We start from the raw sequence: 26575 nt of genomic DNA, 5'->3' as shown, positions 1-26575 counted from the left end.
AAGATCGGCGAGGTGTCAGCGGGGTCGGTACTCGACCTCGGGGCGGCCGGGAGTGCCGTAGCGGGGGGTGCGGGCGGCCCGGTCCACCGTGACCAGGTACTCCAGGTAGCGGCGGGCGGTCACCCGGGAGATGCCGGTCAGCGCGCTCACCTCGGTCGCGGACAGCCCGCCCTCCGCGCGGGTGCCGTCGGTGAGCGCGGCGCGTACCCGATCGAGGGTCTGCGCGTCGAGCCCCTTGGGCAGGCTGTGCCCGGCGGTGCCGCGCAGGGTGGCGAACATCTGGTCCACCTCGTGCTGGGCGGCGACCTCGCCGTCGGCGAGCGCCTGGGCGCGGTAGTCGGCGTACCGCTCCAGCTTGTCGCGGAACGCGGCGAACGTGAACGGCTTGAGCAGGTAGTGGGTCACCCCGAGGGACACCGCGGTGCGGACCACCGCGAGGTCCCGCGCGGATGTCACCGCGAGCACGTCGACGCTGCTGCCGGCCGCGCGCAGGGCCCGGCAGACGTCCAGGCCGTGCAGGTCGGGCAGCCGAAAATCCAGGAGTACGAGGTCCACGTCGCCGCCGCCGCCCGCGCGCAGGGCCGCCATCGCCGCCCGCGCGCTGTGCGCCACCCCGACCACCACGAAACCCGGAACCCGCTCGGTGTACGCGCTGTGCGCCTCGGCGAGCAGCGGCTCGTCCTCGACGACCAGGACCCGGATGGCGTTCATGACCGCTCGATTCTGCCCGGCAGCCGTACGGTGAACAGGCTGCCGCCGTCGTCGGAGCGGCCCACCTCGGCGCTACCGCCGTGCCGGCGTACCACCTGCCCGACCAGCGCCAGGCCGAGACCTCGTCCGGTGCTCTTGGTGGACCATCCGCGCCGGAACGCGTCGGCGACCCGCTCAGGTGCCAGACCGGGGCCGCTGTCGGCTACCCGGACCACCAGCTCGTCGTCGGTCGCGCCGACGAAGACCCGCACCCGGCGCGGCGCCGGCGTACCGGCCACCGCCTCTAGGGCGTTGTCGACCAGGTTGCCGACAACGGTGAGGAGATCTCCGGTGGGCAGGGGGCTGTCGTCCAGGCGGCAGTCCGGCTCGATGACCAGATCCACGCCGCGCTCGCCAGCCTGCGCGGACTTGCCGAGCAACAGCGCCGCCAACGCCGGCTCGGTCACCGCGCCGACCACCCGGTCGGTCAGCTGTTGGGCGAGGGCCAGGTCCCGGGTCCCGAGCCGGACGGCCTCGTCGGCGCGACCCAGCTCCACCAGCGTCAGCACGGTGTGCAGCCGGTTGGCCGACTCGTGGGTCTGCGCCTGCAACGCCTCGGTCAGCGCGCGCACCGAATCCAACTCGCTGGCCAGGGTGCGCAGCTCGGTCTGGTCGCGCAGGGTCAGCACGGTGCCGAGCACCGCGCCCTCGAAGCGGGTGGTCCGCTGGTTGGCGACGAGCACCCGGTCACCGGCGACGACCGGCTCGTCCCGGGCGTCGCGGCCGGAGTCGAGCAGCTCCGCCGCCGCGGGCGGCAGGTCGATCCCGGCCACCGGTTGGTCGATCACTGGCGCGTCCGGGTCGAGCCCCAGCAGCCGGCGGCCCTCGTCGTTGACGAGCGCCACCCGACGATCGGTGGTGAGCACGACGAGACCTTCCCGCACCGAGTGCAGGACGGCGTCGTAGTACTCGTACATCCGGGTCATCTGGGCCGGCCCCAGACCGTGCGTCTGGCGGCGGAGTCGACGGCTGAGCAGCCAGGAGCCCGTCGCGGCGAGGGCCAGAGCGGGCGCGACCACACCGAACAGCACCGGCAACTGGCCGAGCAGCTTCTTGTCGATCGCGCGGGTGGTTATGCCCACCGAGACCAGACCGACGAGGCGTCGTTGCTCGTCGTACACCGGAACGACAGCGCGCACCGACTCGCCGAGCGTGCCGACGTTGGTGGTGGTGAACGCGCGGCCCGCCAGAGCGGGCCCGATCTCGCCGACGAACGGCTCGCCGATCCGGTCCCTGGTCGGGTGCGAGAAACGGGTGCGGTCGGGGGCCATCACCACCACGAAGTCGGTGCCCGTGGCCTGCCTGGTCGATTCGGCGTACGGCTGAAGGACGCTCGCGGGGTCGGCGGTGGTGAGGGCCGCGCGGACGTCGGGGGAGCCGGCCACGGTCTGCGCCACCGCGAGCACCTCCTCCTGCGCGGCCTGGCGGGAGTCGCTGCGGGCCAGCCAGACGGCGCCCGCCGCGCCGGCCAGCACGAGCAGCGTCACCACCATCGCCTGGAGGGCGAAGAGTTGCCCGGCGATGCTCCACTGGCGTCGGGCCACCTCCACCACCCCTCCTCGTCGCGCCACCGCTTCTGCCGACGCGGTGAACAGAATGACCGCAAGGCTGTCAACGGGTGAGACGCGCTTCACATTGTCGACATGGACACCACCGCATCCGCCACCACCCCGGCACCGGCGGTCCGCCGGGACCGTACCCGTTACCTGTATCTGGCCGTCATCGTGGCCGTGGTCGCCGGCATCGTGGTCGGCCTGGTCGCCCCCGATTTCGGCAAGGAACTCAAGCCGATCGGCACCGGCTTCGTCAACCTGATCAAGATGATGATCAGCCCGGTCATCTTCTGCACCATCGTGCTCGGCGTCGGCTCCGTCCGGCAGGCCGCGAAGGTCGGCAAGGTCGGCGGCCTGGCCCTCGGCTACTTCCTGACCATGTCGACGGTCGCGCTCGCCATCGGTCTGGTCGTCGGCAACCTCATCCACCCCGGTTCGGGCCTGAACCTCGGCCCGGACCTGGTCGGCTCCGGCAAGGCCGCCGCCGGTGACGAGGCCGCCGGTACGGCCGACTTCCTGCTCGGGATCATCCCGACGACGCTGCTCTCCTCGCTCACCGAGGGCAAGGTGCTCCAGACGCTGCTGGTCGCCCTGCTGGTCGGCTTCGCCGTGCAGGCCATGGGCCGGCGGGGCGAGCCGGTGCTCAGCGCCATCACCGTCATCCAGCGGGTCGTCTTCAAGGTCCTCGCCATGATCATGTGGCTGGCGCCGATCGGCGCGTTCGGCGCGATGGCCGCCGTGGTCGGCGCGACCGGCGTGGACGCCCTCAAGAGCCTCGCCCAGATCATGGTGGGCTTCTACGCCACCTGTCTGATCTTCGTGCTGGTGTTCCTGGGCGCGCTGCTGTGGTTCGTGGCCCGGATCTCGATCTTCTCGCTGCTGCGGTACCTGGGCCGCGAGTTCCTGCTGATCCTGTCGACCTCGTCGTCGGAGTCGGCGTTGCCGAGGCTGATCGCCAAGATGGAGCACTTCGGTGTGAGCAAGCCGGTCGTCGGCATCACGGTGCCGACCGGCTACTCGTTCAACCTGGACGGTACGGCGATCTACCTGACCATGGCGTCGCTGTTCATCGCCGACGCGCTGGGCAAGCCGTTGGCCGTCGGCGAGCAGATCTCGCTGCTGTTGTTCATGATCATCGCGTCGAAGGGCGCCGCCGGAGTCACCGGCGCCGGGCTGGCCACGTTGGCCGGCGGCCTCCAGTCGCACCGCCCGGATCTCGTCGACGGGGTCGGCCTGATCGTCGGCATCGACCGGTTCATGTCGGAGGCTCGGGCGCTGACCAACTTCGCCGGTAACGCGGTGGCGACGGTCCTGGTGGGAACCTGGACCGGCGAGTTCGACCGGGAGCGGGCGACGGCGGTGCTGAGCGGCGACGACCCGTTCGACGAGGCCACCATGGTCGACGAGCACGACGACGAGGCGGCGTCCCGCCCCGACGGGAAGGAGGCCGCGCCTGCCGGAGTCCCGGTCTGAGTCACGGCACGGGGGTCGCGGGCGACGCAGCGCCGCCGTGACCCCCGCCCGGCCAGTGGGAGACGGGATCAACGCCGCCGCCCGGATCGCGCTGGCCGTCGTCGGTCGAGGCGGATGCTCGCCGTGCTCAGGCCCGCCAGGCGTCCAGGCACCGCGCCATCACCCGGAAGGGGGTGGCCTGCCCCTTGGTCTGGTCGACGGTGCCGCGCACCGCTTCACCCTCGGTTGGTTCCGCGGTCACATCGATCAGCACGAGCCGCCCAGCCGGTGGCGCCACCTCGACGGTCGCCCCCGCACCGCGAGCGTCGCCCAGCCGCCGCCGAGGCAGCCGACACGCCTCGGCCAGGCCCGGCAGCCGGATGATTTCTCCGCACTCCTAATCGCGATGCGGTAGAGGAAAAGGGTCGCGATCGGAAATCACCACGTGATCGACCCGACTGATTCGGAGAATGCCCTGCACGGCCGACCGGCCGTTCACAGGGGCGACTGCTGCGGAAAAGAACTGCACAACAGCCTTACCGCCCCCTGTCCCCGTTGATCAAGAGGTTTGCGTCACGACACCCCGGTGTGGATGACGCAAAGCTCTTGATCAACCGGGGTGGGTGGGTGGGAGGGGTGGGGGCTAGGGGTTGGTGGTGCAGGGGACGCCGATGCCGAGGTTGACGTGGTTGGTTCGGCCGTTCGACGTCACGATGAGCGGTACACAGGCGGCCTGCGCGACCCAGGTGCCGCCGACGAAGGCCATCCACCGAGCCTGCCCACCCTCCGGCGCGCAGGCGTGCACGGTGACGGCCGCGGCGGGCGTGCCGGTGCCGCCCCAGCCGATCCGGGCCTTGCCCTGCCAGCCCGGTGCCACCCGCAGGTCGACAACTGTGCCGGCGCGGACGACGAGCCCCCATTTGGCGAAGAGTCGCGCCGCCGGACCGGTTTTCTGAGAATCTTCCGCCGACATCACGGGGGCGTCGGGCACCGCCACGTCGTCGCCCACCAACCGGTAGCCCTCCGGCGGGGCTGGCAGCGTGTCGACCGATGGCGTGCACGGCGGCCCACCAACGCCTGCGCTCGTCGACGGCGCCGCGCGGTTGGTCGGCGGTGTGGTGTGCCGGCCCGGGTCGCCGGCCGGCGTGCAGGCGGTCAGGAGCGCCACCAGGCACAGGGAGCCCCACCGGGCCGCGCCCGGGTCGGTCCGGCGTTCGACGGAATTCGAATTCATTCGATATTGATAGCAGATTACCGATATACGCGTTGGTAACGTTGCGGTGGGCGACAGCGCGTGGCAATAGTGGAGTTATGTCGTGATGAACGATCGGTCAGCAGTCGATCTTGCATGTGACATTTCCAACTGCCGCTTATTCAACCGCCTTGGAAATTGGGCTGGTAAACCTCGCCGGGTACCTTCCTGGCGTGCCAGACGCCTCTCGACAGTTGGTTGCCGATCGCTATCGGCTGGTTCGTCCGCTCGGTCAGGGCGGGATGGGCCGCGTGTGGCAGGCCCGCGACGAGATGCTCCAGCGTGACGTCGCCGTCAAGGAGTTGGTGGCGCCGCCCGGCCTGCGTGACGACGAACGCCAGGAGATGCGCGAACGGTCCATGCGCGAGGCGCGGGCCGTCGCCCGCCTGGGCCACCCCAATGTCGTACGCGTCTTCGACGTGCTGCACGCGGGCGGCGATCCATGGATCGTGATGGAACTCGTGCCGTCCCGGTCCCTGCAACAGGTGCTCGAAGCCGAGGGGTCGATGCCGGTGGACCACGCCGCGCGGATCGGGCTCGGCATTCTGGGCGCGCTGCGCGCCGCGCACCGGGCCGGCGTGCTGCACCGGGACGTCAAGCCGGCGAACGTGCTGCTCGGCGACGACGGCAGGGTGGTGCTGACCGACTTCGGTCTGGCCACTCTTCCCGGCGACCCACGGATGACCCAGACCGGGATGGTGCTCGGTTCGCCGGCGTTCCTCGCGCCCGAGCGGGCCACCGACGGCGACGTGGGACCGGCGGCCGACCTGTGGTCGCTCGGCGCCACCCTCTACGCGGCGGTCGAGGGACGCACCCCGTACCACCGCTCGTCTCCGATCGCCACGCTGGCAGCCCTCGCCACCGAGCCGCCACCGCCGCCGCAGCGAGCGGGTCGGCTGACCCCGCTCCTGCAGGGACTGCTGCGCCGCGAGCCGGATCAGCGGATCAGCGCCGATGAGGCGGATCGGCTCCTGCGGCAGGCCACCATGCCGGACGGGCCAGCCGCCGCAGCGAGCCCCACCGGCGTTCGGCCGCTGACCCGGATCGCGACCACGACCACCGCCGGCGACGAGCTTCGTCCGACGATCGTGCCCGAGTTCGTCACCGTCGAGTCCGATCCGCCCACGTCGCCGGCTGTTCCCGCCGGGCCCGGGTTCGGGGCGGGCCGTCGGCGTCGGGCACGGCTGATCGGGTCGATCGGGGCCGCCGCGCTGCTGGTCGTCCTGTTGGTCGCCGCGTCCCTGCTGAACGGCGGCCTGTTCGGTGGCGCGGGTGACCGCACAGGGGCGGCGCCGGCGGTGACCCCGTCGCCGATCGCCGAGACGCCGGTGTCCAGGGTGCTGCCACCGGCGCCCGCGGGTTGGCGCTACTACCGCGACGACCCCCGCTTCCTCGTACCGGTGCCGGACGGCTGGCAGGCGCGACGCGACGGTGAGCGCGCCGCGTTCCGCGAGCCGGACGGCAGCCGCGTGCTCGTCGTCGACGAGCTTCGGTCGATCCCGGCGGACCTCCTCGCCGAGTTGCGAAAACGGGAGGGGGCGCAACGCGGGCGGTACGCCGACTACCGGCAGACGCGACTCGACGCGCTGCGCTACCAACTGCGCGCCGCCGAATGGGAGTGGGCCTACACCGACGGGGACGGCACGCCGATGCACGCGTTGAGCCGTCTCTTCGTCGGCCACAACGGGCACGCGTACTCGATCGACTGGACCACCACCGCGGCTGAATGGTCCGCGAGCGCGGCCGTCTTCGCGCTGATCACGGATGGTTTCCAAGGCCTGCCGGTCGCCGGTGTCCCGCCGTCCCGACCCGCCGGGCCGCCACCGTCGGCGAGCGTGGGCCCGCCGTCGCCCGGTGCGGGCAGTGGCACGACGACCGCCCCGGGAAATCCGTCGCAGCAGGCGGCTGCTCCACCACCGCCGTCGCCCACCCAGCGCAGCACACCCGCCGGCCAGCAGATCTCCAGCTTCGTCAGTGACCGCTGCATCGACATCCCGGACGGCAACGCCGTCGCCGGTGCGCGGCTGCAGATCTGGGACTGTCGGCGGACCGCGAAGCAGCTGTGGACCTTCCCGGCGGACGGCACGGTCCGTTCGATGGGCAAGTGCCTGGATGTGGCGGGCCACTCCACCGAGGACGGCGCCGCCGTTCAACTCGCCGAGTGCTCCGGGGCGGCATCGCAGAGGTTCACCCTCAACAAGGCGTACGACCTGGTGAACACCAGGGCGGACAGGTGCGTCGACGTGCGCGACTCGAACCCGGACAACGGTGCCCGACTGCAGATCTGGCAGTGCAACGGCAACGCCAACCAGAAATGGCGGGCCAGCTGAGCGCTGACGGCAGCGCCCGCGCACCCGTTCCGGGCCCTCCGGCTCGCCCTGCTCGGCGGCTCCCGGCGGTGATTCGTCGCCAAACCCGCCGCCGGTCGGGAGCCGCGGTGAAGAATGGTGGACCGGGGAGGGGTGCCGCGACGAACCGGGGGAGCGGTCGTGCTCGCAACCAGCCTCCTTGGCCGGCTTCGCCGCCGTGACCCGGGTGACGCCGTCCTGCGACGCGCGGCCCGGCTGACGCTCGTCGCGTCCGTCGTCTTCTACGGCTGCCGGTACGGAGCGGGCAACTCGACGCTCGCCACGTACGGGTTGTTCGGCACGATCGCGGCCGGGTCGTTCGCGCAGCTACCCGGTCCGGCACCGCAACGGGCGCGGATCCTCGTGCTGTCGCTGCCGGTGGCGTGGGCGCTGATCGCGGTGGGCTCGCTGTTGGCGTGGAGCACCTGGGCGGCCGCCGGTGGCATGCTGGTCGTCGGGTTCGTGGTGGCGTTCGCCGGGGTCGGCAACCCGCGCCTGGTGGGGTTGGCCAGCGCGTTCCAGCTCTTCTACATCCTGGCGTCGTTCCCGCCGTACCAACCGGACACCCTGCCGGAGCGACTCGGTGGGGTGACCCTCGCCGTCGTGCTGCTGGCCGCGGCCGAGGTGGTCCTCTGGCCCGACCCGGTGCCGGTCTCCTACCGGCAGCGCCTGGCCGAGGCGGCCGACGGTATCGCCGCCTTCCTCGACGCCACCGCCGAGCGGCTGACCGACCCGCACGCCGCCGTGGGTCCGCGACGCGAGCGGGCGTACGACGTGGTGGCGGCGATCGCGCTGAACCGCCGCCCCCCGGCGTGGGCGCCCACCGCGGCGGGCGCCCAGGACCGGGCGTTGCGGATCTGCGGGGCGGCCTTACGGGAGGTGCTCGCCGACGCGGACCGGTTGGCGGCGGACGCCCCACCGCGGCGGATCCCGGACCTGGCAGCGGCGCGTCTGCTGCGCTCGTGCGCGGACACCACCCGCGCGGCCGGCCGGAGCCTGTCACCGGGCGCCCCGGCGGTGCCCCCGGCCGACCTGGACGTGGCGGTCGGGCGAGCCGAGGCGGCGTACCCGGTGGGTTCCGGTCAGGTCCGCGACGAGCCGGACGTCCCCCGGTTGTGCCGGGACGCGACAGCGCTGGCCCTCGCGGACCAGGTGCGGGTCTTCGCCGTCGGTTCTCAGGTGGCGACCGGGGCGCGGCTCGGCGGCGGCGATGCCTCCTCGGAGCTGTTCGCGTACGCCCGGCGCAGTCCGTGGACGCTGTACTGGTGGCAGTTCCGCTCCCACCTGGCACCGCGCTCGGCCCACCTGCACAGCTCGCTGCGGCTGGCCGTGGCGCTCGCCATCGCCCGGGTGGCCGCCGGGGTGTTGCAGCTGACCCACGGTTTCTGGGTGCTGCTGGCCACCCTCACGGTCCTGCGCACGTCCGCCGCCGACACCCGTACGGCGCTGCGACCGGCCGTGCTGGGCACCATCGTCGGTGTGGCCGTCAGCGGCGGGGTGATGCTCGTCGTCGACGAGCCGATCGTGTACGCCGTCGTCCTGCCGGTCACCCTGCTGTTGGCTTTCGGCGTCGGCCGGCTGCTCGGCCCGGTGTGGCAGCAGGCGCTGTTCACAGTGCTGCTGACCGTCGTCTTCGCCCAGCTCAGCCCGGCAGGTTGGCAGCTCGCCGAGGCGCGCCTCGTCGACGTGCTGCTCGGCGCGGTGATCGGCGTGCTCGCCGGGGTGGCGATCTGGCCGCGCGGCGCGGGCCACGACCTGCGGCGCAACGCCACCCGTTACCTGGCGGCCAGCGCGGACGCTGTCGAGCAGACGGTCCAGGCGATCCTCGGTGACGCTCCGCCGCCCACGGGCGCCCTCGACCGGGTCCGTCGCCGGATAATCCTCATCGACTCGTCGTACTGCCAGTACCACTCGGAGCGGCACGATCCGCACCGTCAACAGGTGAACTGGGACGCCGTGCTGAGCGCCGGGCACCACGTCGTACCCGGAGCGGAGTCGTTGCTGCGGCGCAACCCGCCCGGCTGCCTCGCCGGCTGGCCCGGTGCGGCGGCGCTGCTGCGGGACTCCGCCGGGCGCCTGCGATCGGCGTACGACGCCGTCGCCGACGAGGTCGCCCACGGCCGGACCTCGGACCGGGCGTCCGTCTCGACGGCCTGCGTCGACCAGGTGGACCGGATCCGTCCGCTCCTCGGCGGGGCCGACCATCGGTCGGTCCGGCACCTGGTGGAGGTCGACCGGTGGCTGGCCGGCCTCGCCGACACTCTCGCCCGCGCCCGTCCGCCCGCCGCCGTCGAGCCGGCCGGCCGCAGCGACGAGGGCCGACCTGGCGGGTGAGTTTCGGCGCAGACGGGGGTCGGCACGGTGCCCGCGAGCGACTCACGTCCCGGCCCGCGGCCGGACGGGCCGCCGATCGCCGATTGGCCGTGCCCGTCGCGCGGCGTTCGGCCTAGCGTCGAGGGCATGGAGATCGAGCAGGCGCAGAAGCTGTGGGAGCCGGAACCGGGCTGGTTGAACACCGCCAGCTACGGGTTGCCGCCGGAGCCGGCGTGGACGGCGGTGCAGGAGGCTCTCGCGGTCTGGCGGGTCGGTCGTACGTCCTGGGAGGGCTGGGGCGAGTCGACGACCCGGGCTCGGGCCACCTTCGCCGGCCTCATCGGGGTGCCGGCCGCCGACGTGGCGGTCGGCGTGGCGGTGTCCCAGCTCCTCGCGCCGGTCGCGGCGGCGCTGCCCGCCGGTGCCACGGTGGTGGTCCCCGAGGTCGAGTTCACCTCGAATCTCTTCCCCTGGCTGGTGCAGGAGGAGCGTGGTGTCACGGTCCGCACGGTGCCGCTGGGGTCTCTGGTCGACGCCATCGACGCGGACACCGATCTGGTGGCGTTCAGCCTGGTGCAGTCGGCCGACGGGGCGGTCGCGCCGTACGACGAGATCGTGGCCGCGGCCCGCGCGCACGACGCGCTGGTGGCGGTGGACGCGACCCAGGCGTGCGGCTGGCTGCCCTTCGACGGCAGCCGGGCCGACGTGGTCGCGGTGGGCGGCTACAAGTGGCTGATGAATCCGCGCGGGACCGCGTACGCCTATCTGGCCCCCGGGTTGCGCGAGCGGCTGCGCCCGGACGCGGCCGGCTGGTACGCGGGCCGCGATCCGCACGCCTCCTACTACGGCCCCCCGCTGCGGCTGGCCGACGACGCCCGCCGGTTCGACATCTCGCCGGCCTGGTTCAGCTGGGTCGGTGCGGCACCCGCCCTGGAGGTGGTCGCCGAGATCGGTGTGCCGGCGATCGGCGCGCACAACGTGGCGCTGGCCAACCGGTTCCTGACCGGGCTGGGCCGAGCGCCGGGGGAGAGCGCCATCGTCAGCGTGGACGTGCCGGACGCGGAGCAGCGTCTGGCGGCGGCCGGCATCCGGGCGGCGGTGCGCGCCGGACGGGTCCGGGCCTCGTTTCACATCTACTCCACCGAGGCCGACGTGGACGCCGCGCTGACGGCGTTGACCGCCTGAACCTGGCGCCGAGGACGGCCGGGCGCGTGACCGGCCGTCCTCAGCGGCATCAGGAGCAGACGCTGAAGGTCGCCGCGGTGTACGAGAGGCGTCGCCACTCCAGGTCGATCCCGAGGCTCATGTCCCACGTGCCGTCTTCGAGGCGACCGAAGTGAAGGATGTTGCTGCCGGCTCCGTCGTAGTAGTACCACCCCTCGCCCTCGTAGACGGCGAGTCGGGTCGCCGCCCTGGCCAGCGTCCGGGGGCCGACGACGCCGTCACCGACGAGGCCCCGAGCGGTCTGCCACTTCTTGGTGGCGGCGGTCGTCACCGGCCCGAACCGGCAGTCGACGCCCGAGCGGGCGAGGTAACCGTCGGCCCAGAGGATCAACTGCCACATCGCGACGACGTTGTTGTACGAGCGGGTCGACGCGGAGATGGGTCCCTCGTCGTTCCAGTCGTCGGTCCAGGTGCCCGAGCCCGCGACGTACCCCTGGCTGACGCTGGCCGACGCCGGCGCGGCCGGGACGGCGATGGCGATGGCGCCGACTGCGGCGACGACGATCGCCGTCGCCACGGCCCTGATTCGTAGGTACATGGAACATCCCCCTTTGGCTGAATGGCAGCTGTCATGGGGGTAGATGGCCGGCGGACCCACTTTGTTCACGACGGGCGGACATTCGACGTCAGGCCAGGTGGCCGCCGATCTTCGTGTAGCCGCGCAGCAGATCCCGCGAGATGATCAGCCGCTGCATCTCGTCGGTGCCCTCGAAGATCCGGTAGAGCCGGACCTGCCGGTACCAGCGTTCGATCGGCAGCTCCCGGGTGTAGCCCATGCCGCCGTGGATCTGGAGCACCCGGTCGACCACCCGGTTGACCATGCCGGCGCCGTAGAGCTTGCCCATCGACGAGGCGTGCCGAGGGTCCAGGCCGGCGTCGACCGTCCACGCCGAGCGCAGCACCAGCCAGCGGGCGGCCTCCAGCTCCGTCTCGGAGTCGGCGATCATCCACTGGATGGCCTGGTTGGTGCCGATCTTCGTGCCGAAGGTCTCCCGGGTGTTGGCGTACTCGATGGCCATCTGCAACACCCGCTCGGCGATGCCGATGGCGTGCGACGGGATGGTGTAACGCCCCTTGCCGATCCACTCCATGCCGAGCGTGAAGCCCTGCCCGATCTCACCGAGGATGTTGCGGTGCGGCACGCGTACGCCGTCGAAGATGAGTGACGCGGGCCCGCCCTCGCCCATCGTCTGGATGAACTCCGAGCGCCAGCCCATCGACCGGTCCACCAGGAACGCGGTGGCGCCGCCGTTGCGGGCGCCCTTCTCCCGGTCGGTCACGGCGACCACGATGGCGAAGTCGGCGTCGTGACCGCCGGTGATGAAGGTCTTCTCGCCGTCGAGGATCCAGTCGTCGCCGTCGCGGCGGGCGGACAGCCGGATGTTGGCCGCGTCGGATCCGGCACCCGGCTCGGTGATCGCGAAGCAGGAGCGTCGTTCGCCCTCGATGGTCGGGATGAGGAATTCCCGCTTCTGCTCCTCGGTGGCGTGGAACAGGATGTTGTCCGCCTCGCCGCCGAAGCGGAACGGCACGAAGGTGCGCCCCAGCTCGGTCCAGATCAACGACTGGAGGACGGCCGGCAGGTTCATTCCGCCGTACTCCTCCGGGGTGGCCAGGCCCCAGAAGCCGAACTTGCGCGCCTTGAGTTGCAGTTCGCGCACCTCGGAGTGGTCGAGGCCCGGCTGGTGTGCCCGTTCCCGGCGGAGCACCTCCGCCTCCAGGGGCATCACCTCGCGGGTGATGAACGCGCGCACGGTGTCTCGGACGGCGCGTTCCTCGTCGGACAGTGCGAAGTCCACGGTTCCCCCTCGGTCGGCGTGGTGGTGCGCCGCCACGGGCCGTAGCGGTCCTTCATAAACTAGCGGTGTAAGTTTTCATTCGTCCAGACCCCCGGTCCGGCCGACGTGCTGACGCCCACCCGCCGGCGGTCCCCGATAGGGTGCGTGAACAGGTGGTTCCCACGGGGAGGGACACCGCAGACCGAGGAGTTCCGACGTGCCCCGACCCCGACGGCCTCTGCTCACCCGCGACCGGATCGTCGAGACGGCGCTCGCGCTGATCGACGCCGACGGGCTCGACGCGCTCTCCACCCGCCGACTCGCCGCCGCGCTCGGCGTACAGGGTCCCTCGCTCTACAACCACTTCGCCACCAAGGACGAGATCCTCGACGCGGTCGCCGACACGGTCACCGGTGCCGTCGACACCAGCGGCTTCGCCAGTCGGGACTGGCTCGCCGCGCTGCGGGAATGGGCGTGGTCGTACCGGCGGGCGCTCACCGCGCACCCGAACGTCGTGCCGTACCTGGCGCAGGGCCCGGGTCGTCGACCGGCGGCCCTCGCCATGGCCGACGCGGTCTACGGAGGGCTGGTCCGGGCCGGTTGGCCGCCGGCCCGCGCCACCCACATCGGCGCGGCGCTGCGGTACTTCGTGGCCGGGTCGGCGCTCGGCTCGTTCGCCCGCGGTTTCGTCGAGGACCCCGAGTTGTACGCCGCGCACTACCCGCACCTGCGCCAGGCGCACCGGCTCGCCGAGCACCAGCAGAGCGTGGACGAGGGAGCCTTCGCCCTCGGCCTGGACGCCCTGCTGCACGGTCTGGCCGCCGAGTACGCCCGCACCGTCGACCCGGTGGAGTCCGCCCGACCCAACGGGTAGCGTCCAAACTCCCAGCGCTAGTTTCATCGCCCGTCGCGACCCCCATCGCCCACCCTCGAAGGGACGACATGGACCTCGCCGCCCCGCCGCTGTTGCCCGACTCCCTGCGCCTGCGGCGCCACCTGCACGTCGGCGGGGAGTGGACCCCTCCCGCCGACGCCAGCCTCATCGACGTGGAGAACCCCAGCACCGGGGAGCTGTTCGGGCAGGTGCCGGCCGGCACCGCAGCCGATGTGGATCGCGCCGTGGCCGCCGCCCGGTCCGCGTTTCCCGGCTGGTCGGCCGCCACCCCCGCCGAGCGCTCCGCCCACCTCGACCGGCTGTACGCGGCGCTCACCGCCCGCGCCGTCGACCTCGCCCGCACCATCACCGTGGAGCTGGGCGCGCCGCTCAAGCTCGCCACCCGGGTGCAGGTCGGACTCCCCCTGGCCGTGCTGCGCGACCACGTCGCGCTCGCGGCCCGCGAGCCGGTCGAGGAGAGCATCGGCAACTCCCTGGTCGTCCGGGAGCCGATCGGCGTGGTCGGCGCGATCACCCCGTGGAACTACCCGCTGCACCAGGTGATGGCGAAGCTCGCACCCGCCCTGGCCGTCGGCTGCACCGTGGTGCTCAAACCTAGCGAGCTGACCCCGTTGACGGCGTACCTGCTCTTCGACGCGGTCACCGAGGCCGGCCTGCCGCCGGGCGTGCTCAACCTGGTCCCCGGCACCGGGCCGGTGGTGGGTGAGGCGCTCGCCGGGCACCCCGACGTCGACATGCTCTCCTTCACCGGCTCCACCGCGACCGGCGGGCGAATCATGCGGCTCGCCGCCGACCGGATCGCCCGGGTCGCGCTGGAGTTGGGCGGCAAGTCCGCCAACGTGATCCTCCCCGACGCCGACCTCGCCACCGCCGTCAAGGTGGGCGTCGGCAACGCCCTGATCAACTCCGGTCAGACCTGTACCGCCTGGACCAGGATGCTGGTGCACCGCGACCGGTACGACGAGGCCCTCGACCTGATCGCCGCGGCGGTGGCCGGCTACCGACTCGGCGATCCGTTCGACTCGGCGACCCGGCTCGGCCCGCTGGTCTCCGCCGCCCAGGCCGAGCGGGTGCGTGGCCACATCGACCGGGCCCTCGCCGACGGTGCCCGGCTGGTCGCCGGCGGGCCCGACGCCCCGGTGCCGACCCGGGGGCACTTCGTCGCTCCGACCGTCTTCGCCGACGTGCGCCCCGACAGCGCGCTCGCCCAGGAGGAGGTCTTCGGCCCGGTGCTCGCCGTCATCCCGTTCGACGACACCGACGAGGCGGTCGCCATCGCCAACAACTCGAAGTACGGGCTGGCCGGCGCGGTCTGGTCCGCCGACACCGACGCGGCGCTCGCGGTGGCCCGACGGCTGCGTACCGGCGCTGTCGACATCAACGGTGCCCCCTTCAACCCGCTCGCCCCGTTCGGTGGCTACAAGCAGTCCGGCCTGGGCCGGGAGTTGGGCGTGCACGGGCTGGCCGAGTTCTGCGAGCTGAAGGCGATCCAACGATGACCGATCCCGAGCTGACCCCGGCCGCGCCCGCGGGCCGGCCCGAGCTGACCCCGGCCGCGCCCGCGGGCCGGCCCGAGCTGACCCCGGCCGCGCCCGTAGGCCGGCCCGAGCTGACCCCGGCAGCGCCGGCTGGCGGCACCGAGCCGGCGTCCGCGCCGGTCGTCGTTCGCGCGCTGGTCGCGCGCGGGTCCGGCGCCGACCTGCGGGTCGAGCGGGTACGCCTGCCCGCGCCCGGCCCCGGCGAGGTGCGGGTGACGATCAGGGCAGCCGGTGTCTGCCACTCCGACCTGTCCATGGTCAACGGCACCCTCGCCGCGAGGTTCCCGCTGGTGCTCGGGCACGAGGCGACCGGTGTGGTGGCCGGGGTCGGGCCGGGCGGTCAGCTGACCGTCGGCACACCGGTGGTGCTGAACTGGGCACCGGCCTGCCGGGCCTGCTGGTGGTGTCGGCGTGGCGAGCCGTGGCTCTGCGCCGACACCACGGCCCCGACCGTGCCGCGCGGCGAGACCGACGACGGCGTCCCGCTGCACCTGACCCTGGGTCTCGGCGCGCTCGCCGAGGCCGTGGTGGTCCCCGAGCGTGCCGTCATTCCGATCCCCGCCGGGCTGCCGCCGGAGCAGGCCGCCCTGCTCGGCTGCGCGGTGCTCACCGGCGTCGGTGCGGTCCGCAACACCGCCCGGGTGACCCCCGGCGAGTCGGTCGCGGTCGTCGGGCTCGGTGGGGTCGGGCTCGCCGTGCTCAGCGCGGCCCGCCGGGCCGGTGCCACCACGATCCTGGCCATCGACGTCGCCGAGGCGAAACGGGACCTGGCGCTCGCAGCCGGGGCGACCGACTTCCTGCTCTCCGACGACCGGCTCTCCAAGGAGGTACGGGCGCGCACCGAGAGCCGGGGCGTCGACCACGCCTTCGAGTGCGTCGGTCGGGCCGCCACCATCCGCGCCGCCTGGCGGCTGACCCGGCGCGGGGGAGCGGTGACAGTGGTCGGCATGGGCGCAAAGGACGACATGGTCAGCCTGGGCGCGCTGGACATCTTCCACTCCGCGCGCACCCTACGGTCCTCGGTGTACGGCTCGTCCGACCCGGACCGGGAGGTGCCGGTGCTGGCCGCCGAGCTGGCCGACCACGCACTGGATCTGGGTGTGCTGGTCAGCGGGACGATCCCGTTGGACGAGGCGCCCGCGGCGTTCGACCGGTTGGCGCGGGGCGAGGGCGCTCGCTGGGTGGTCACGCTGGACTGACGCCGGTCACGGCCCGGGGTGCGGATCACTTGCCGGTGACGATGCCCGGGTTGATGCAGAGCCCCGGGTTCGCGCCGTTCTTCTCCGCGATCTCCAGACAACGGGTCACCTTGTCGACCTTCGCGTTGGTCTCGGTGATCTGCTTGGAGATCTCGGCGTTCTTGCGGTCCTGCTCCAGGTTGCGGGTCTGCGCCAGTTTGTCCTGGAACGCCTTGATGTTGCCCTCGGTCTTGTCGTCGTGGTTCACCCGGGTGATGGTCACCGAGAGGATGTCCACGTCGGTGGCGAGGCGGGCCTCCGCGCTGGTCTTGATGTTCGCGGCGAACGGCTTCAGGTCGACGTTGAGGTCGCCGGTCCGGGCGTCGATCTTCTCCAGCGGGTTGTACGCGGCGAAGGCGTCGTTGACCGCGCTGTCGAGCTGCACACCCACCCGCTGACCCCGGAAGCTGCCGAAGTCGCCCTTGTAGTCCATGAACTGCTTCGGCGCGTTCTCCGGCTTGACCTGCCATTCGACCAGCACCTCGACGCAGGCGTCGGCGAGGGTGCCGGTGCGCACGCGTACGCAGTTGTTGCCACCGATGTGGTCGTACTTCTGGCGGCCCGCGTCCCACTCGCCGACCTTCTGCCAGGGCGCCACCCACTTCAGGCCCGAGCCGGTCACCTTCCCGGTGGGCTTGCCGAAGCTGGTGACGATGCCGACCGAGCGGATGGGCACCGAGTGGGCGCTGGAGGCGACGCCGACCACCAGCGTGAGGGCGAGGAAGCCGAGCGCCGCGAGGGCGGCCATCCGCTTGAGCGGCCGTGCGGGAGCGACGAGGGCGACGACGGCGCTGACCGCCAGGGCGACGGCGAAGACGATCGCCATGGTGAAGCCGACGGGCATGGGGTACTGACCTTCCGGTGGGCGGTGTGGATCATCAACCTAGGCGGTCCGGTCAAGTCGGTGAAATTGGGCGACGGCGCATCCGCCGCGCGCCCTCCGAGCGAACCCCCGGGTAGAGAACGTCTACCCGGGGGTACGTCTGGTGCTGACCGATCCGATGCCGGCGGAGGCCGTGGAGATCGCGCACAAGCAGGTGCTGTTGGCGGCCGAGGACCTGGACGCCAACGGCGTCGCGACGCTGGTGCTGGAGTTGGTCCAGGCGTGGGGCGTGCCGGCGCTCTGGGAGCAGGTCTGTCGTCCGCTGCTGGCCCGGCTGTCGGGGCGTACCGCCGCCGACATCGCCGTCGAGCACGCCCTCTTCGAGGGCGTGCGGGTCGGGTTGGACGCGTACCGCCGGGAGCCGGGCCGGTCGCTGCCCACCGGCGGGTTGTTGCTGGCCGGTGCCGAGAAGGAGGCGCACAGCCTGGGTCTGCTGGCGCTCGCCGCCGCGTTGCGCGAGCAGGGCCGGGGCTGTCTGAACCTGGGCCCCGCGCTGCCCTGGTCCGCGCTCACCAGCGCGGTGTACCGGGCCCGCCCGCGCACCGTCGTGCTCTGGTCGCAGACGCCGCTCACCGGCCGCGCGTACCGCCTGGTGCGCTTCGCCCGGGACTTCCCGCTCCTTCGGGTGTACGGCGCGGGGCCGGGCTGGATCGAGCCGCTCCGCGGTCCGGCGGTCCGTCTCGGCACGTTGTCGGAGGCCGTCGACGCCTGCCTGGCGGTCGCTCCCGGGCGTGATGCCGACCACATACGATACGGATCGGTGCCGTATCGTTAATGCGCGCCGTAGGCTGATCCGCGTTACGAGTCTGACCCGTATCGTATTGCGTCTCGGGTGACAAGCGTGGGGGGAAAGCCAGGCATGGAGCTGCACAACAACACCGGACACCCGAGGCGGTGGGCGATCCTGGGGGTGCTGGTGATCAGCCTCCTCGTGGTCGTCCTCGACAACACGATCCTCAACGTCGCCCTGCGCACCCTGGCCGACCCGGTGCACGGTCTCGGCGCCAGCCAGGGCGAGCTGGAGTGGTCCATCAACTCCTACACGCTCGTCTTCGCCGGGCTGCTGTTCACCTTCGGGGTGCTCGGCGACCGCGCCGGCCGCAAGCGCTTCCTGATGATCGGTCTGGTGCTGTTCGGCCTGGCGTCGCTGCTCTCCGCGTACGCCCAGAGCCCCGGACAGCTCATCGCGGCCCGCGCCCTGATGGGGGTCGGCGGCGCGGCCATCATGCCGGTGACACTGTCGATCATCTCCAATGTCTTCGACCCGCGCGAGCGTGGTCGGGCCATCGGCGTCTGGGCCGGCGCGGTCGGTCTCGCCGTGGCGATCGGCCCGATCCTCGGCGGCGCGCTGCTGGAGCACTTCTGGTGGGGCTCGGTCTTCCTGATCAACGTGCCGGTGGTCGCCGCCGGCGTGATCCTGGTGGCGCTGCTGGTCCCCGAGTCGCGTGACCCGCGGCCCGGCCGGATCGACGTGCTCGGCGTGCTGCTCTCCGTGGTCGGCCTGGTCGCTCTCTCCTACGGCATCATCGACGGCGGCGAGCACGGCTTCGACCGCCCGGTCGCCTGGGGCTCGATCCTGGTGGGCATCGCGGTGCTGGCCTGGTTCGTGCAGCACGAGCGGCGCAGCGACCACCCGTCGCTGGACGTCCGACTGTTCAAGGTGCCCCGCTTCGCCGCGCCGGTCGCCATCGTCGGCCTGGTCTTCTTCGCCGCGATGGGCTCGATGTTCTTCGGCTCGTTCTACCTGCAACTCGTCCGCGACTACAGCCCGTTGCAGACCGGCCTGCTCTTCCTGCCCTTCGCCGGCGCCCAGCTGGTCTTCGCGCCGCGCAGCGCCGCGATGGTCCGCCGCTACGGCGGCAAGGCCGTCGCCGCCGTCGGGTTGGGGTTGACGGTGGTGTCCCTCGCCGCCTTCGTCTTCATCGGCGCCTCCACCCCGATCTGGATCGTGCTGCTGGTCTTCCTCATCCAGGGCGCCGGAATGGCCAACATCATGCCGCCGGCCACCGAGTCGATCATGTCGGCGCTGCCCCGGGAGAAGGCCGGTGTGGGCTCCGCGGTCAGCAACACCATCCGCCAGGTGGCCGGCGCGCTCGGCGTGGCCGTCCTCGGCTCGGTGCTCTCAGCGGTCTACCGCAGCGACATCGGTGACGCCCTGACCGGCCTGCCCACCCAGGCCAGGGACGCGGCCAACGAGTCGATCTCCGGGGCGTACGCGGCGGCGGGCCAGCTCGGCCCGGCGGCGCCGGGGCTGATCTCGGCGGCCAACGACGCCTTCGTCACCGCCATGCACTGGGCGGCCGGGCTCTCCGCGGTGATCGCCGCACTCGGGATGATCGTGGTGCTGCGCTGGATGCCGGGCAAGGAGGACGCGAGCGTCGCCCCGGCGGCCCCGGTCGCCGAGCCCGAATTGGCCGGCACGGCATAGGTTCGGGAAGAATGACGGACATGACGTCCACCGCCGATGCTCCGCGGTCGCCCGGTCGACCGCGGAGCATCCGCGCCGACGAGGCGATCATCGAGGCCACCCTCGATCTGCTGGCCGAGGGCAGCACCATCGAGGCGCTCTCGATCGAGGCGATCGCCGCCCGCGCCGGGGTCGGCAAGGCCACCATCTACCGTCGCTGGGCCGGCAAGGACGCGTTGCTGCTGGACGCGTTGCGCCGCCTCAAGGGCGTCATGGCCCAGCCGGCGGGTCACTCCGTCCGTGACGATCTGGTGCTGCTGGTCGGCGCGATCGGCAAGAACGTCGACCCGCGAGCGGCCAAGATCATGCCCTGCCTGGCACCCGCGGTGAACCGCAGCGCCGACCAGTTCCAGCTCTACCAGAACATCATCTCGCCCCGACGGCAGCTGATGCGTGAGGTGCTGCGGCGCGGCATCGACGAGGGGGTGCTGCGCGCCGACATCGACGTCGAGGTGACGATGGCGCTGCTCACCGGGCCGATGCTCATCCAGCGGGTGCTCCAGTGGAACCCGGATCTGGACGAGCAGTCCCTGCCCGATCGGGTCGTCGACGCCGTGCTGGAGGGCATCCGGGCCCGCTGACGCCGGGCGCTCGGTCGCCGGTTGCCCTGCCGTGCCCTGCCCGGTCGGCGGCTCTGCCCTGCGACGTCGAGGTGCCCGGTCGGCGGTCCTCATTGTCCGCCGGCCGGCGTCGGATCCCTCGGCGTTCGGTCCGTCGGCCGGCGGTCGGGTCCGTCGGCCGGCGGCGGTCAGCCCGCTGGTGCGCGCAGTCGGTGCAGGCGCAGCGCGAGCTGCACCTCCAGCGCCCGCTCGGGCCGCTGCCAGTCGACGCCGAGCAACTGCCCGACCCGCTCCAACCGCTGGGTCACCGTGTTGACGTGCACGTGCAGTTGCTCGGCGGCCCGGGCCAGGCTGCCACCCACCCCGAAGTACGCCTCCAGCGTCTTCACCAGAGCCGTGCCGCGCCGGGCGTCGTAGTCGAGCACCGGCCCGACGGTGGCCGTGAGGAACTGGGACACGTCCTTCTCACCCCGGTCCCCGACCGTGCCCAGCAACAACCCGACGAAGCCCAACTCCACGGTGCTCGCGCCCTGCCCGGCGCGGCCCAGCGCGCCCAGCGCCGTCAGGCACCGGTCCGCCTCCTGGAACGTCCCGGCCAGCGCCGTCGGCGTGTTCGACGGGCCGCTCGCCCCGGCGGTCACCGGCCGACCGGTCACCCGGGACAGGTCCCGGGCCACCGCGCGGGCGCTGCCGCCCGCGTCCAACCCCGGCAGCATCAGCACCACCCGGCCGTCGCGCGCCGCGGCCAGCCCGCCGCGCGCCGACGCGTACGTGGTGGCCCAGGAGAGCACCCGCTGCCGAGCCGAGCCGGTCGCGGCTATCGCGTCGTCGCCCACCGCCACCAGCACGTGCGGCGCGTCCAGGTCCACCCCGAGCCGACGGGCCCGACTGCGCAGCGCGTCGGTGTCGCGCAGCGGTCGGGCGATCAGGTCGTCCAGCAACTCGCCACGCACCCGCCCCTCCGCCTCCGCGACCGTCCGGCGGAACAGCAGCAGCAGCGCGGTCACCAACGCGGCCCGCTCCAGGATGCGCTGGTCGGCGTCGACCAACTCGTCGTCGGGGCGCAGCACCAGGGCCCCCAGGTTCTCCGTGCCGGCCACCACCGCCGCGTACCAGAGCGGGCTGCGGCGCACGCTGCGCCCCTCGGTCCGGGACGCGGCCACCGCCTCGACGATGTCCGCGCGGTCCGGCTCCTCGATTTCACCCACCCGGGCCAGCAGGCGGCCCTCGGCGTCCAGCGCCAGCAGCGCGCCGCCCAGCACCTCGGTCACCGCGGCGGCCACGTCCTCCACGCCGCCACCGCGCAGCACCAGCGCGGTCATCCGGTCGTGCGCCGCGGCGGCCCGCTCCACCGAGCTGCTGTGCGCCCGGATGGTGGTGTTCGCCGCGGACAACTCGGCCAACGCCGAACGGGTCTCGGTCAGCAGTCGGGCGGTGTCGATCGCCACCGCGGCGTGCGCGGCCAGCGACACCAGCAGCGCCACCTCCTCCCGGACGAACGGCCGGGCCGATCGGTTGGCCGCGTAGAGCACCCCGATCGAGGTCGAGCCGAGCCGCAGCGGCACCCCCAGGATCGCCACCAGACCCTCCTCGCCCACCCCGGCGTCGATCTCGCCGGTGTGGTGGAAGCGCGCGTCCTCCCCATAGTTCGCGGTGACGTACGGGGCGCCGGACTGGGCCACCAGGCCACCGAGACCGGCACCCATCGGCAGGCGCAGCCGCTGGAAGCGGGCCGAGACCGACCCGTCGGTCACCCGCATGTAGGTGTCGCCACGTTCGTCGTCGTTGAGCGTCATGTACGCCACGTCCGCGCCCAGCAGATGACGGGCCCGGTGCACGATCGCCCGCAGCACGTCGTCCAGATCGCGCAGTCCCGCCAGGTCACTGACCGTGTCGTACAGGCCGGACAGCTCGCTCTCCCGGCGGCGGCGGCGCTCCAGCAGCGCACGGACCCGCAACGCCACCGACTTGGCCTGTTCCAGCTCGGCCAGTCGGTCCGGCGGTAGGCCGGCGGCCCGCGCGGCCACCAACGGTCCCTCGAACTCGACCGCCGCGGCCTCTCGGGCGAGCAGCTCCAGGAACTCCACCGGCGAAGACATGGTCGACATTGTGCTCAACCCCACTAGTTGGCCGTCCAGCCCCCGTCGAGGGGGATCGACGCCCCGGTGATGAACGCCGCGGGCGGCGAGCAGAGGTACACCAGCAGCTCGGCCACCTCCTCCGGCTCGATCAACCGTTTGACCGCGGCCCGGGCCAGCATGATCTTCCCGATCACCTCGGCCTCGTCGATGCCGTGACTGGCCGCCTGGTCGGCGATCTGGCTCTCCACCAGCGCGGTACGCACGTACGCCGGGTTGATGCAGTTGGCGGTGACGCCGTGCGCGGCGCCCTCCAACGCGACCACCTTCGACAGCCCCTCCAGGGCGTGCTTGGCCGAGACGTAGGCCGCCTTGTACGGCGAGGCACGCAAGCCGTGCACCGAGGAGATGTTGACGATCCGCCCCCAGCCCCGCGCGTACATGTGCGGCAGCGCCCGGCGGATCAGCAGGAACGGCGCCTCCACCATCACCCGCTGGATGTACTCGAACCGCTCGACGGGAAAGTCCTGCAACGGCGCGACGTGCTGGAGGCCGGCGTTGTTCACCACGATGTCCACGTCCACGTCGAGCGAATCAACCGCCGCGGCGTCGGACAGGTCCACGCCCTCGGCCCGGCCACCGACCTCGGCGGCCACCGCCCTGGCCGCCTCCAGGTTGCGGTCCAGCACGAGCACCTTGGCGCCGGCCGCGCCCAGCCGCAGGGCGCACGCCCGCCCGATGCCGCCGCCGCCCCCGGTGACCAGGGCGGTCCGACCGGTGAGGTCGACCTGTACGACGTGGGGGACCACCACGGGTTCTGCCGTCATGGCGCAAGAAGTTACGAGCTGTGTGCTCCCCGGCACATGGGCCAGCGACACATACTCCGCACCAAAGCTGTGTGGCCACACCCGCCCCCTTTCACCATCCCACCCCGTCCCGGCCGCCCGTCCCGCCATGCCGTCCCGCCCCGTCTCGCCACGCCGTCCCGTCCCGTCTCGCCACGCCGTCCCGTCCCGGCCGTCCCGCCCCGGCGCTCGCGGCAAGATCGCGCAACATCCTGGATGTAGTGGCATCCGGGCGCGTGGTGGCCACTACATCCAGGATCGAGCGTGACCTTGACGGCGCTGGGCTCCTCCAGAACGCCCCCAGCCGGTCGGCATGGTGCTCGTCGTCAAGATCCGCGCAAGATCAGGGATGGTGCTGTCTCTCGCGCGTTGGAGGCAGCAACATCCGGCACGTTGCGCAGATCTTGGGGCGAGGGTGCGAGGCAATTGCGGATGTGCGGGCGTGGCACGCGAGGTGCGGGGGGCGCGCGGGCCGCGTTGCGTTGCGTGGGACTGCGGGCTCGCGGCGCGTGCGGGGAAACGGCATTGGGCGCGTGGCGGCGTGCGGGGTACGGAGGGCGTGTCCCGTGGGGCTGGTGGGAAGAGCGCCGGTTAGGGTGTCGAACACACGTACTGCTGACGGCTGGGGAGGGGGCGGCGTGCGCGTGCTCGGTGTGGACCCGGGGTTGACCCGGTGCGGGGTGGGTGTGGTCGAGGGTGTGCCCGGCCGGCCCTGCACCCTGGTCGCCTACTACGTGGTCTACACCGACCCGGCCGATGACCTGGCGTTGCGCCTGTTGCACCTGGACCGGTCGCTGAACAAGCTGGTCGCCGAACATCAACCGGAGAGCGTTGCCGTCGAGCGGGTGTTCAGTCAGCACAACGTTCGGACCGTGATGGGTACCGCGCAGGCCAGTGGCATCGCCGTGCTGGCCGGGGCGCGGGCCGGGCTGCCGGTGCAGACGTACACCCCGAGCGAGGTGAAGGCCGCCGTGACCGGCTCCGGTCAGGCCGACAAGGCGCAGATGACCGCGATGGTGACCCGGCTGTTGCGGCTGGCCGAGCCGCCGAAGCCGGCGGACGCCGCCGACGCGCTGGCCCTGGCCATCTGCCACGTGTGGCGCGGTGGGACCCGCTCCAAGCTGGCCGCCGCGGCGGACCGGGCACGACGAGGAGGAGCACGATGATCGCGAGCGTGCGCGGCACGGTGACCGCGACGGGTCCGGACCAGGCGGTGATCGAGGTCGGCGGTGTCGGGCTCGCCGTGCACTGCGCCCCGGGGACCCTCGCGGAGCTGCGGGTCGGCCAGGTCGCCCGGCTCGCCACCAGTTTGATCGTGCGGGAAGACTCGCTGACTCTCTACGGCTTCGCCGACGACGACGCCAAGTCCCTGTTCGAGCTGCTCCAGACCGCCAGTGGCGTCGGTCCGCGACTGGCCCAGGCGGTGCTGGCGGTGCACACCCCGGACGCGGTGCGCAAGGCGATCGCGAACGCCGACACGGCCGCCCTGACCCGCGTACCCGGTATCGGCAAGAAGGGTGCGGAGCGCCTGGTGCTGGAGCTACGGGACCGGATCGGCCCGGTGCCGATCGGCGCCGACGGGGCGGGCGGGGTGACCCGCGGCAGCTGGCCCGACCAGGTCCGGCAGGCGCTGGTCGGGCTGGGTTGGACGGCCGGGCAGGCCGATCAGGCGGTGGCCGCGGTGGCGGAGTCGATCGAGGGTGAGACCCCGCCGGTGCCGGTCCTGCTCAAGCAGGCCATCCGACTGCTGGGCCGTACCCGATGACCGCCCGGGCGGCACGATGAGCGTGAGGAGTGAGCCGGGTTTGCGAGCCCCGCAGTCGCGAATGAAGGCGGCACGATGAGCGAGACCGAGGGGCTCGTCTCGGCGTACGTCAGCGACGCCGATCGCGACGCGGAGGCCACGGTACGGCCGAGGCGGCTGGCCGAGTTCATCGCCCAGGACCGGGTGCGCGACCAGCTCGACCTGTTGCTGCAGGGCGCGATGCGGCGCGGGTCGCCGCCGGATCACATCCTGCTGTCCGGCCCACCCGGGTTGGGCAAGACGAGTCTGGCCAACATCGTCGCCGCCGAGCTGGGCGCGGGCATCCGGGTGACCAGCGGCCCGGCGATCGAGCGTTCCGGTGATCTGGCGGCGATCCTGACCAGCCTCGCCGAGGGCGACGTGCTCTTCATCGACGAGATCCATCGGATCGCGCGGCCGGCCGAGGAGTTGCTCTACAGCGCGATGGAGGACTTCCGGGTCGACGTGGTGGTGGGCAAGGGGCCCGGTGCGACGGCGATCCCGCTGGACGTCGAGCCGTTCACCCTGGTCGGCGCTACGACGCGTTCGGGCCTGTTGACCGGCCCGATGCGGGACCGGTTCGGCTTCGTCGCGCACCTGGACTTCTACGCCCCGGCGGATCTGGAGACGTTGCTGCACCGTTCGGCGCGGATCCTGGGGGTGCCGATCACGCCGGAGGGCGCGACCGAGATCGCTGGTCGGTCCCGGGGCACGCCGCGGATCGCCAACCGGCTGCTGCGCCGGGTCCGCGACTACGCCGAGGTGCGGGCGGACGGGGTGGTCGATCTCGACACCGCCCGTGCGGCCCTGATCGTGTACGACGTGGACGCGCTCGGCCTGGACCGGCTGGACCGTGCGGTGTTGACCGCGTTGGTCGACTCGTTCCGGGGCGGCCCGGTCGGGTTGTCCACCCTCGCCGTGGCGGTGGGGGAGCAGCCGGACACGGTCGAGGAGGTGTGCGAGCCGTTCCTGGTGCGGGCTGGGCTGTTGGCCCGTACGCCCAGGGGGCGGGTGGCGACCGAGGCCGCTTGGCGGCATCTGGGACGCACACCACCCAATGGTACATTTGGTGCGGACAGTCCACCTATGCCCGACTTGTTCTCCTTGGATGTCGATCAGCCGTGATGCGAACGTGATCTGTGCCGCATTCGGCGTTCCCAGGTGCAGGGTTTAGACTTCGCCGCGGTCTGTACAGGACGTGAGAATCCGCCTCCGCTCCGGCACCCGCGGTGCCGGGGAGGTGGCCAATGGGAAGGTCAGTAACCGTGCATTTGGCAGCACCGAATGGCGGGGCCGGCGGTTTCACGCCGATCCTGATGATCGCTCTGCTCTTTGGCGTCATGTACTTCATGATGATCCGGCCCCAGCAGAAGCGCCGCAAAGAGGCGGAGGCGATGCAGTCCAACCTCGGCCCCGGCGACGAGGTCGTGACCATCGGTGGGCTCTACGGCACCGTCACCGGCATCGAGGACGACACGGTCCTGATCGAGGTCGCACCGGGCGTGCAGACTCGCTACGCCCGCCCGGCCATCGCGCGGGTGGTCACTCGCGCGGAGCTGCCGAGCGAGCCGGTCACCGAGGACGCGGACACCGCCAAGGACTGACCCCTCCCCTCGGG

Annotated in this window: 22 protein-coding genes and 1 pseudogene; 15 read left to right on the top strand and 8 right to left on the bottom strand. The window is 72.3% G+C overall.

Features of this window, described 5'->3' with window-relative positions; genetic code table 11:
• Nucleotides 1-15: 15 nt before the first annotated feature.
• A complete protein-coding gene (locus tag ACZ6NZ_RS10155) occupies nt 16-711 on the bottom strand; it encodes a response regulator (protein WP_465857612.1) in 696 nt (231 codons plus the stop codon).
• Nucleotides 708-2300, bottom strand: coding sequence for an ATP-binding protein (locus ACZ6NZ_RS10150; protein ID WP_465857610.1), 1593 nt, complete (start codon nt 2298-2300; stop codon nt 708-710). Before ACZ6NZ_RS10150 ends, ACZ6NZ_RS10155 begins: the two co-directional genes overlap by 4 nt.
• A 93-nt stretch (nt 2301-2393) precedes the next feature.
• On the opposite strand from ACZ6NZ_RS10150, the gene ACZ6NZ_RS10145 reads away from it, so the two are divergent.
• A complete protein-coding gene (locus ACZ6NZ_RS10145) occupies nt 2394-3776 on the top strand; it encodes a cation:dicarboxylate symporter family transporter (RefSeq protein WP_465857608.1) in 1383 nt (460 codons plus the stop codon).
• A gap of 622 nt (nt 3777-4398) precedes the next feature.
• Here ACZ6NZ_RS10145 and ACZ6NZ_RS10140 read toward each other — a convergent pair.
• Complete coding sequence (locus tag ACZ6NZ_RS10140; protein WP_465857606.1) at nt 4399-4989, bottom strand: hypothetical protein; 591 nt, start codon at nt 4987-4989, stop codon at nt 4399-4401.
• Nucleotides 4990-5180: 191 nt separating this feature from the next.
• Between ACZ6NZ_RS10140 and ACZ6NZ_RS10135 the strand changes: the two are divergent.
• The 4 genes and pseudogenes from ACZ6NZ_RS10135 to ACZ6NZ_RS10120 form a co-directional block, all read left to right on the top strand.
• A pseudogene (locus tag ACZ6NZ_RS10135) lies at nt 5181-6425 on the top strand (serine/threonine-protein kinase); the annotation flags it as partial.
• Between the two features lie 231 nt (nt 6426-6656).
• On the top strand, nt 6657-7337 hold the full coding sequence (locus ACZ6NZ_RS10130; protein WP_465858402.1) for an RICIN domain-containing protein: 681 nt from the start codon (nt 6657-6659) through the stop codon (nt 7335-7337).
• 159 nt (nt 7338-7496) lie between these two features.
• The gene (locus tag ACZ6NZ_RS10125) at nt 7497-9689 is read left to right on the top strand and encodes an FUSC family protein (RefSeq protein WP_465857604.1); all 2193 of its coding nucleotides are present in this window, start codon (nt 7497-7499) and stop codon (nt 9687-9689) included.
• A gap of 126 nt (nt 9690-9815) precedes the next feature.
• Entirely contained in the window at nt 9816-10853 is a 1038-nt protein-coding gene (locus tag ACZ6NZ_RS10120) for an aminotransferase class V-fold PLP-dependent enzyme (protein WP_465857602.1), read from the top strand.
• Nucleotides 10854-10902: 49 nt separating this feature from the next.
• Here ACZ6NZ_RS10120 and ACZ6NZ_RS10115 read toward each other — a convergent pair whose 3' ends face one another.
• Complete coding sequence (locus tag ACZ6NZ_RS10115; RefSeq protein ID WP_465857600.1) at nt 10903-11430, bottom strand: peptidoglycan-binding domain-containing protein; 528 nt, start codon at nt 11428-11430, stop codon at nt 10903-10905.
• A gap of 88 nt (nt 11431-11518) precedes the next feature.
• Nucleotides 11519-12691 (bottom strand): acyl-CoA dehydrogenase family protein, encoded by a 1173-nt coding sequence (locus ACZ6NZ_RS10110; protein ID WP_238670770.1) that lies wholly within the window; start codon nt 12689-12691, stop codon nt 11519-11521.
• Nucleotides 12692-12887: 196 nt separating this feature from the next.
• Between ACZ6NZ_RS10110 and ACZ6NZ_RS10105 the strand changes: the two genes are divergently transcribed.
• The 3 genes from ACZ6NZ_RS10105 to ACZ6NZ_RS10095 all read left to right on the top strand — a co-directional run bounded on the left by ACZ6NZ_RS10105 (nt 12888) and on the right by ACZ6NZ_RS10095 (nt 16302).
• On the top strand, nt 12888-13544 hold the full coding sequence (locus ACZ6NZ_RS10105) for a TetR/AcrR family transcriptional regulator C-terminal domain-containing protein (RefSeq protein ID WP_465857598.1): 657 nt from the start codon (nt 12888-12890) through the stop codon (nt 13542-13544).
• Nucleotides 13545-13612: 68 nt separating this feature from the next.
• Entirely contained in the window at nt 13613-15064 is a 1452-nt protein-coding gene (locus ACZ6NZ_RS10100) for an aldehyde dehydrogenase family protein (RefSeq protein WP_465857596.1), read from the top strand.
• Nucleotides 15061-16302, top strand: a complete 1242-nt coding sequence (locus tag ACZ6NZ_RS10095) for an alcohol dehydrogenase catalytic domain-containing protein (protein WP_465857594.1) — start codon at nt 15061-15063, stop codon at nt 16300-16302. Before ACZ6NZ_RS10100 ends, ACZ6NZ_RS10095 begins: the two co-directional genes overlap by 4 nt.
• Nucleotides 16303-16327: 25 nt before the next feature.
• Here the strand turns inward: ACZ6NZ_RS10095 and ACZ6NZ_RS10090 are convergent, their stop codons facing one another.
• Complete coding sequence (locus ACZ6NZ_RS10090) at nt 16328-17185, bottom strand: SPFH domain-containing protein (protein ID WP_366611797.1); 858 nt, start codon at nt 17183-17185, stop codon at nt 16328-16330.
• Between the two features lie 142 nt (nt 17186-17327).
• Between ACZ6NZ_RS10090 and ACZ6NZ_RS10085 the strand changes: the two genes are divergently transcribed.
• The 3 genes from ACZ6NZ_RS10085 to ACZ6NZ_RS10075 all read left to right on the top strand — a co-directional run bounded on the left by ACZ6NZ_RS10085 (nt 17328) and on the right by ACZ6NZ_RS10075 (nt 20272).
• Nucleotides 17328-17999 (top strand): transcriptional regulator, encoded by a 672-nt coding sequence (locus ACZ6NZ_RS10085; RefSeq protein WP_465857591.1) that lies wholly within the window; start codon nt 17328-17330, stop codon nt 17997-17999.
• A gap of 84 nt (nt 18000-18083) precedes the next feature.
• Nucleotides 18084-19652 (top strand): MFS transporter, encoded by a 1569-nt coding sequence (locus tag ACZ6NZ_RS10080; protein WP_366611861.1) that lies wholly within the window; start codon nt 18084-18086, stop codon nt 19650-19652.
• 11 nt (nt 19653-19663) lie between these two features.
• Nucleotides 19664-20272 (top strand): TetR/AcrR family transcriptional regulator, encoded by a 609-nt coding sequence (locus tag ACZ6NZ_RS10075; RefSeq protein ID WP_366611794.1) that lies wholly within the window; start codon nt 19664-19666, stop codon nt 20270-20272.
• Nucleotides 20273-20439: 167 nt separating this feature from the next.
• Here ACZ6NZ_RS10075 and ACZ6NZ_RS10070 read toward each other — a convergent pair whose 3' ends face one another.
• Both ACZ6NZ_RS10070 and ACZ6NZ_RS10065 read right to left on the bottom strand, forming a co-directional pair.
• Complete coding sequence (locus ACZ6NZ_RS10070; protein ID WP_366611792.1) at nt 20440-22359, bottom strand: helix-turn-helix domain-containing protein; 1920 nt, start codon at nt 22357-22359, stop codon at nt 20440-20442.
• 14 nt (nt 22360-22373) lie between these two features.
• Complete coding sequence (locus ACZ6NZ_RS10065) at nt 22374-23156, bottom strand: 3-hydroxybutyrate dehydrogenase (RefSeq protein WP_465857589.1); 783 nt, start codon at nt 23154-23156, stop codon at nt 22374-22376.
• Between the two features lie 656 nt (nt 23157-23812).
• On the opposite strand from ACZ6NZ_RS10065, the gene ruvC reads away from it, so the two are divergent.
• The 4 genes from ruvC (at nt 23813) to yajC (ending at nt 26561) form a co-directional block, all read left to right on the top strand.
• Nucleotides 23813-24340, top strand: a complete 528-nt coding sequence (ruvC, locus tag ACZ6NZ_RS10060; RefSeq protein ID WP_112584546.1) for a crossover junction endodeoxyribonuclease RuvC — start codon at nt 23813-23815, stop codon at nt 24338-24340.
• Nucleotides 24337-24939 (top strand): Holliday junction branch migration protein RuvA, encoded by a 603-nt coding sequence (ruvA, locus tag ACZ6NZ_RS10055; protein ID WP_366611789.1) that lies wholly within the window; start codon nt 24337-24339, stop codon nt 24937-24939. Before ruvC ends, ruvA begins: the two co-directional genes overlap by 4 nt.
• A gap of 75 nt (nt 24940-25014) precedes the next feature.
• A complete protein-coding gene (gene ruvB / locus ACZ6NZ_RS10050) occupies nt 25015-26082 on the top strand; it encodes a Holliday junction branch migration DNA helicase RuvB (RefSeq protein ID WP_465857586.1) in 1068 nt (355 codons plus the stop codon).
• 140 nt (nt 26083-26222) lie between these two features.
• On the top strand, nt 26223-26561 hold the full coding sequence (yajC, locus tag ACZ6NZ_RS10045) for a preprotein translocase subunit YajC (protein ID WP_465857584.1): 339 nt from the start codon (nt 26223-26225) through the stop codon (nt 26559-26561).
• The last annotated feature ends 14 nt before the right edge of the window (nt 26562-26575 follow it).

The sequence above is a fragment of the Micromonospora sp. NPDC047756 genome (genome assembly GCF_055587245.1).
The sequence above is the reverse complement of the archived record's forward strand: the minus strand, read 5'-3'. Positions and strand labels throughout refer to the sequence as shown.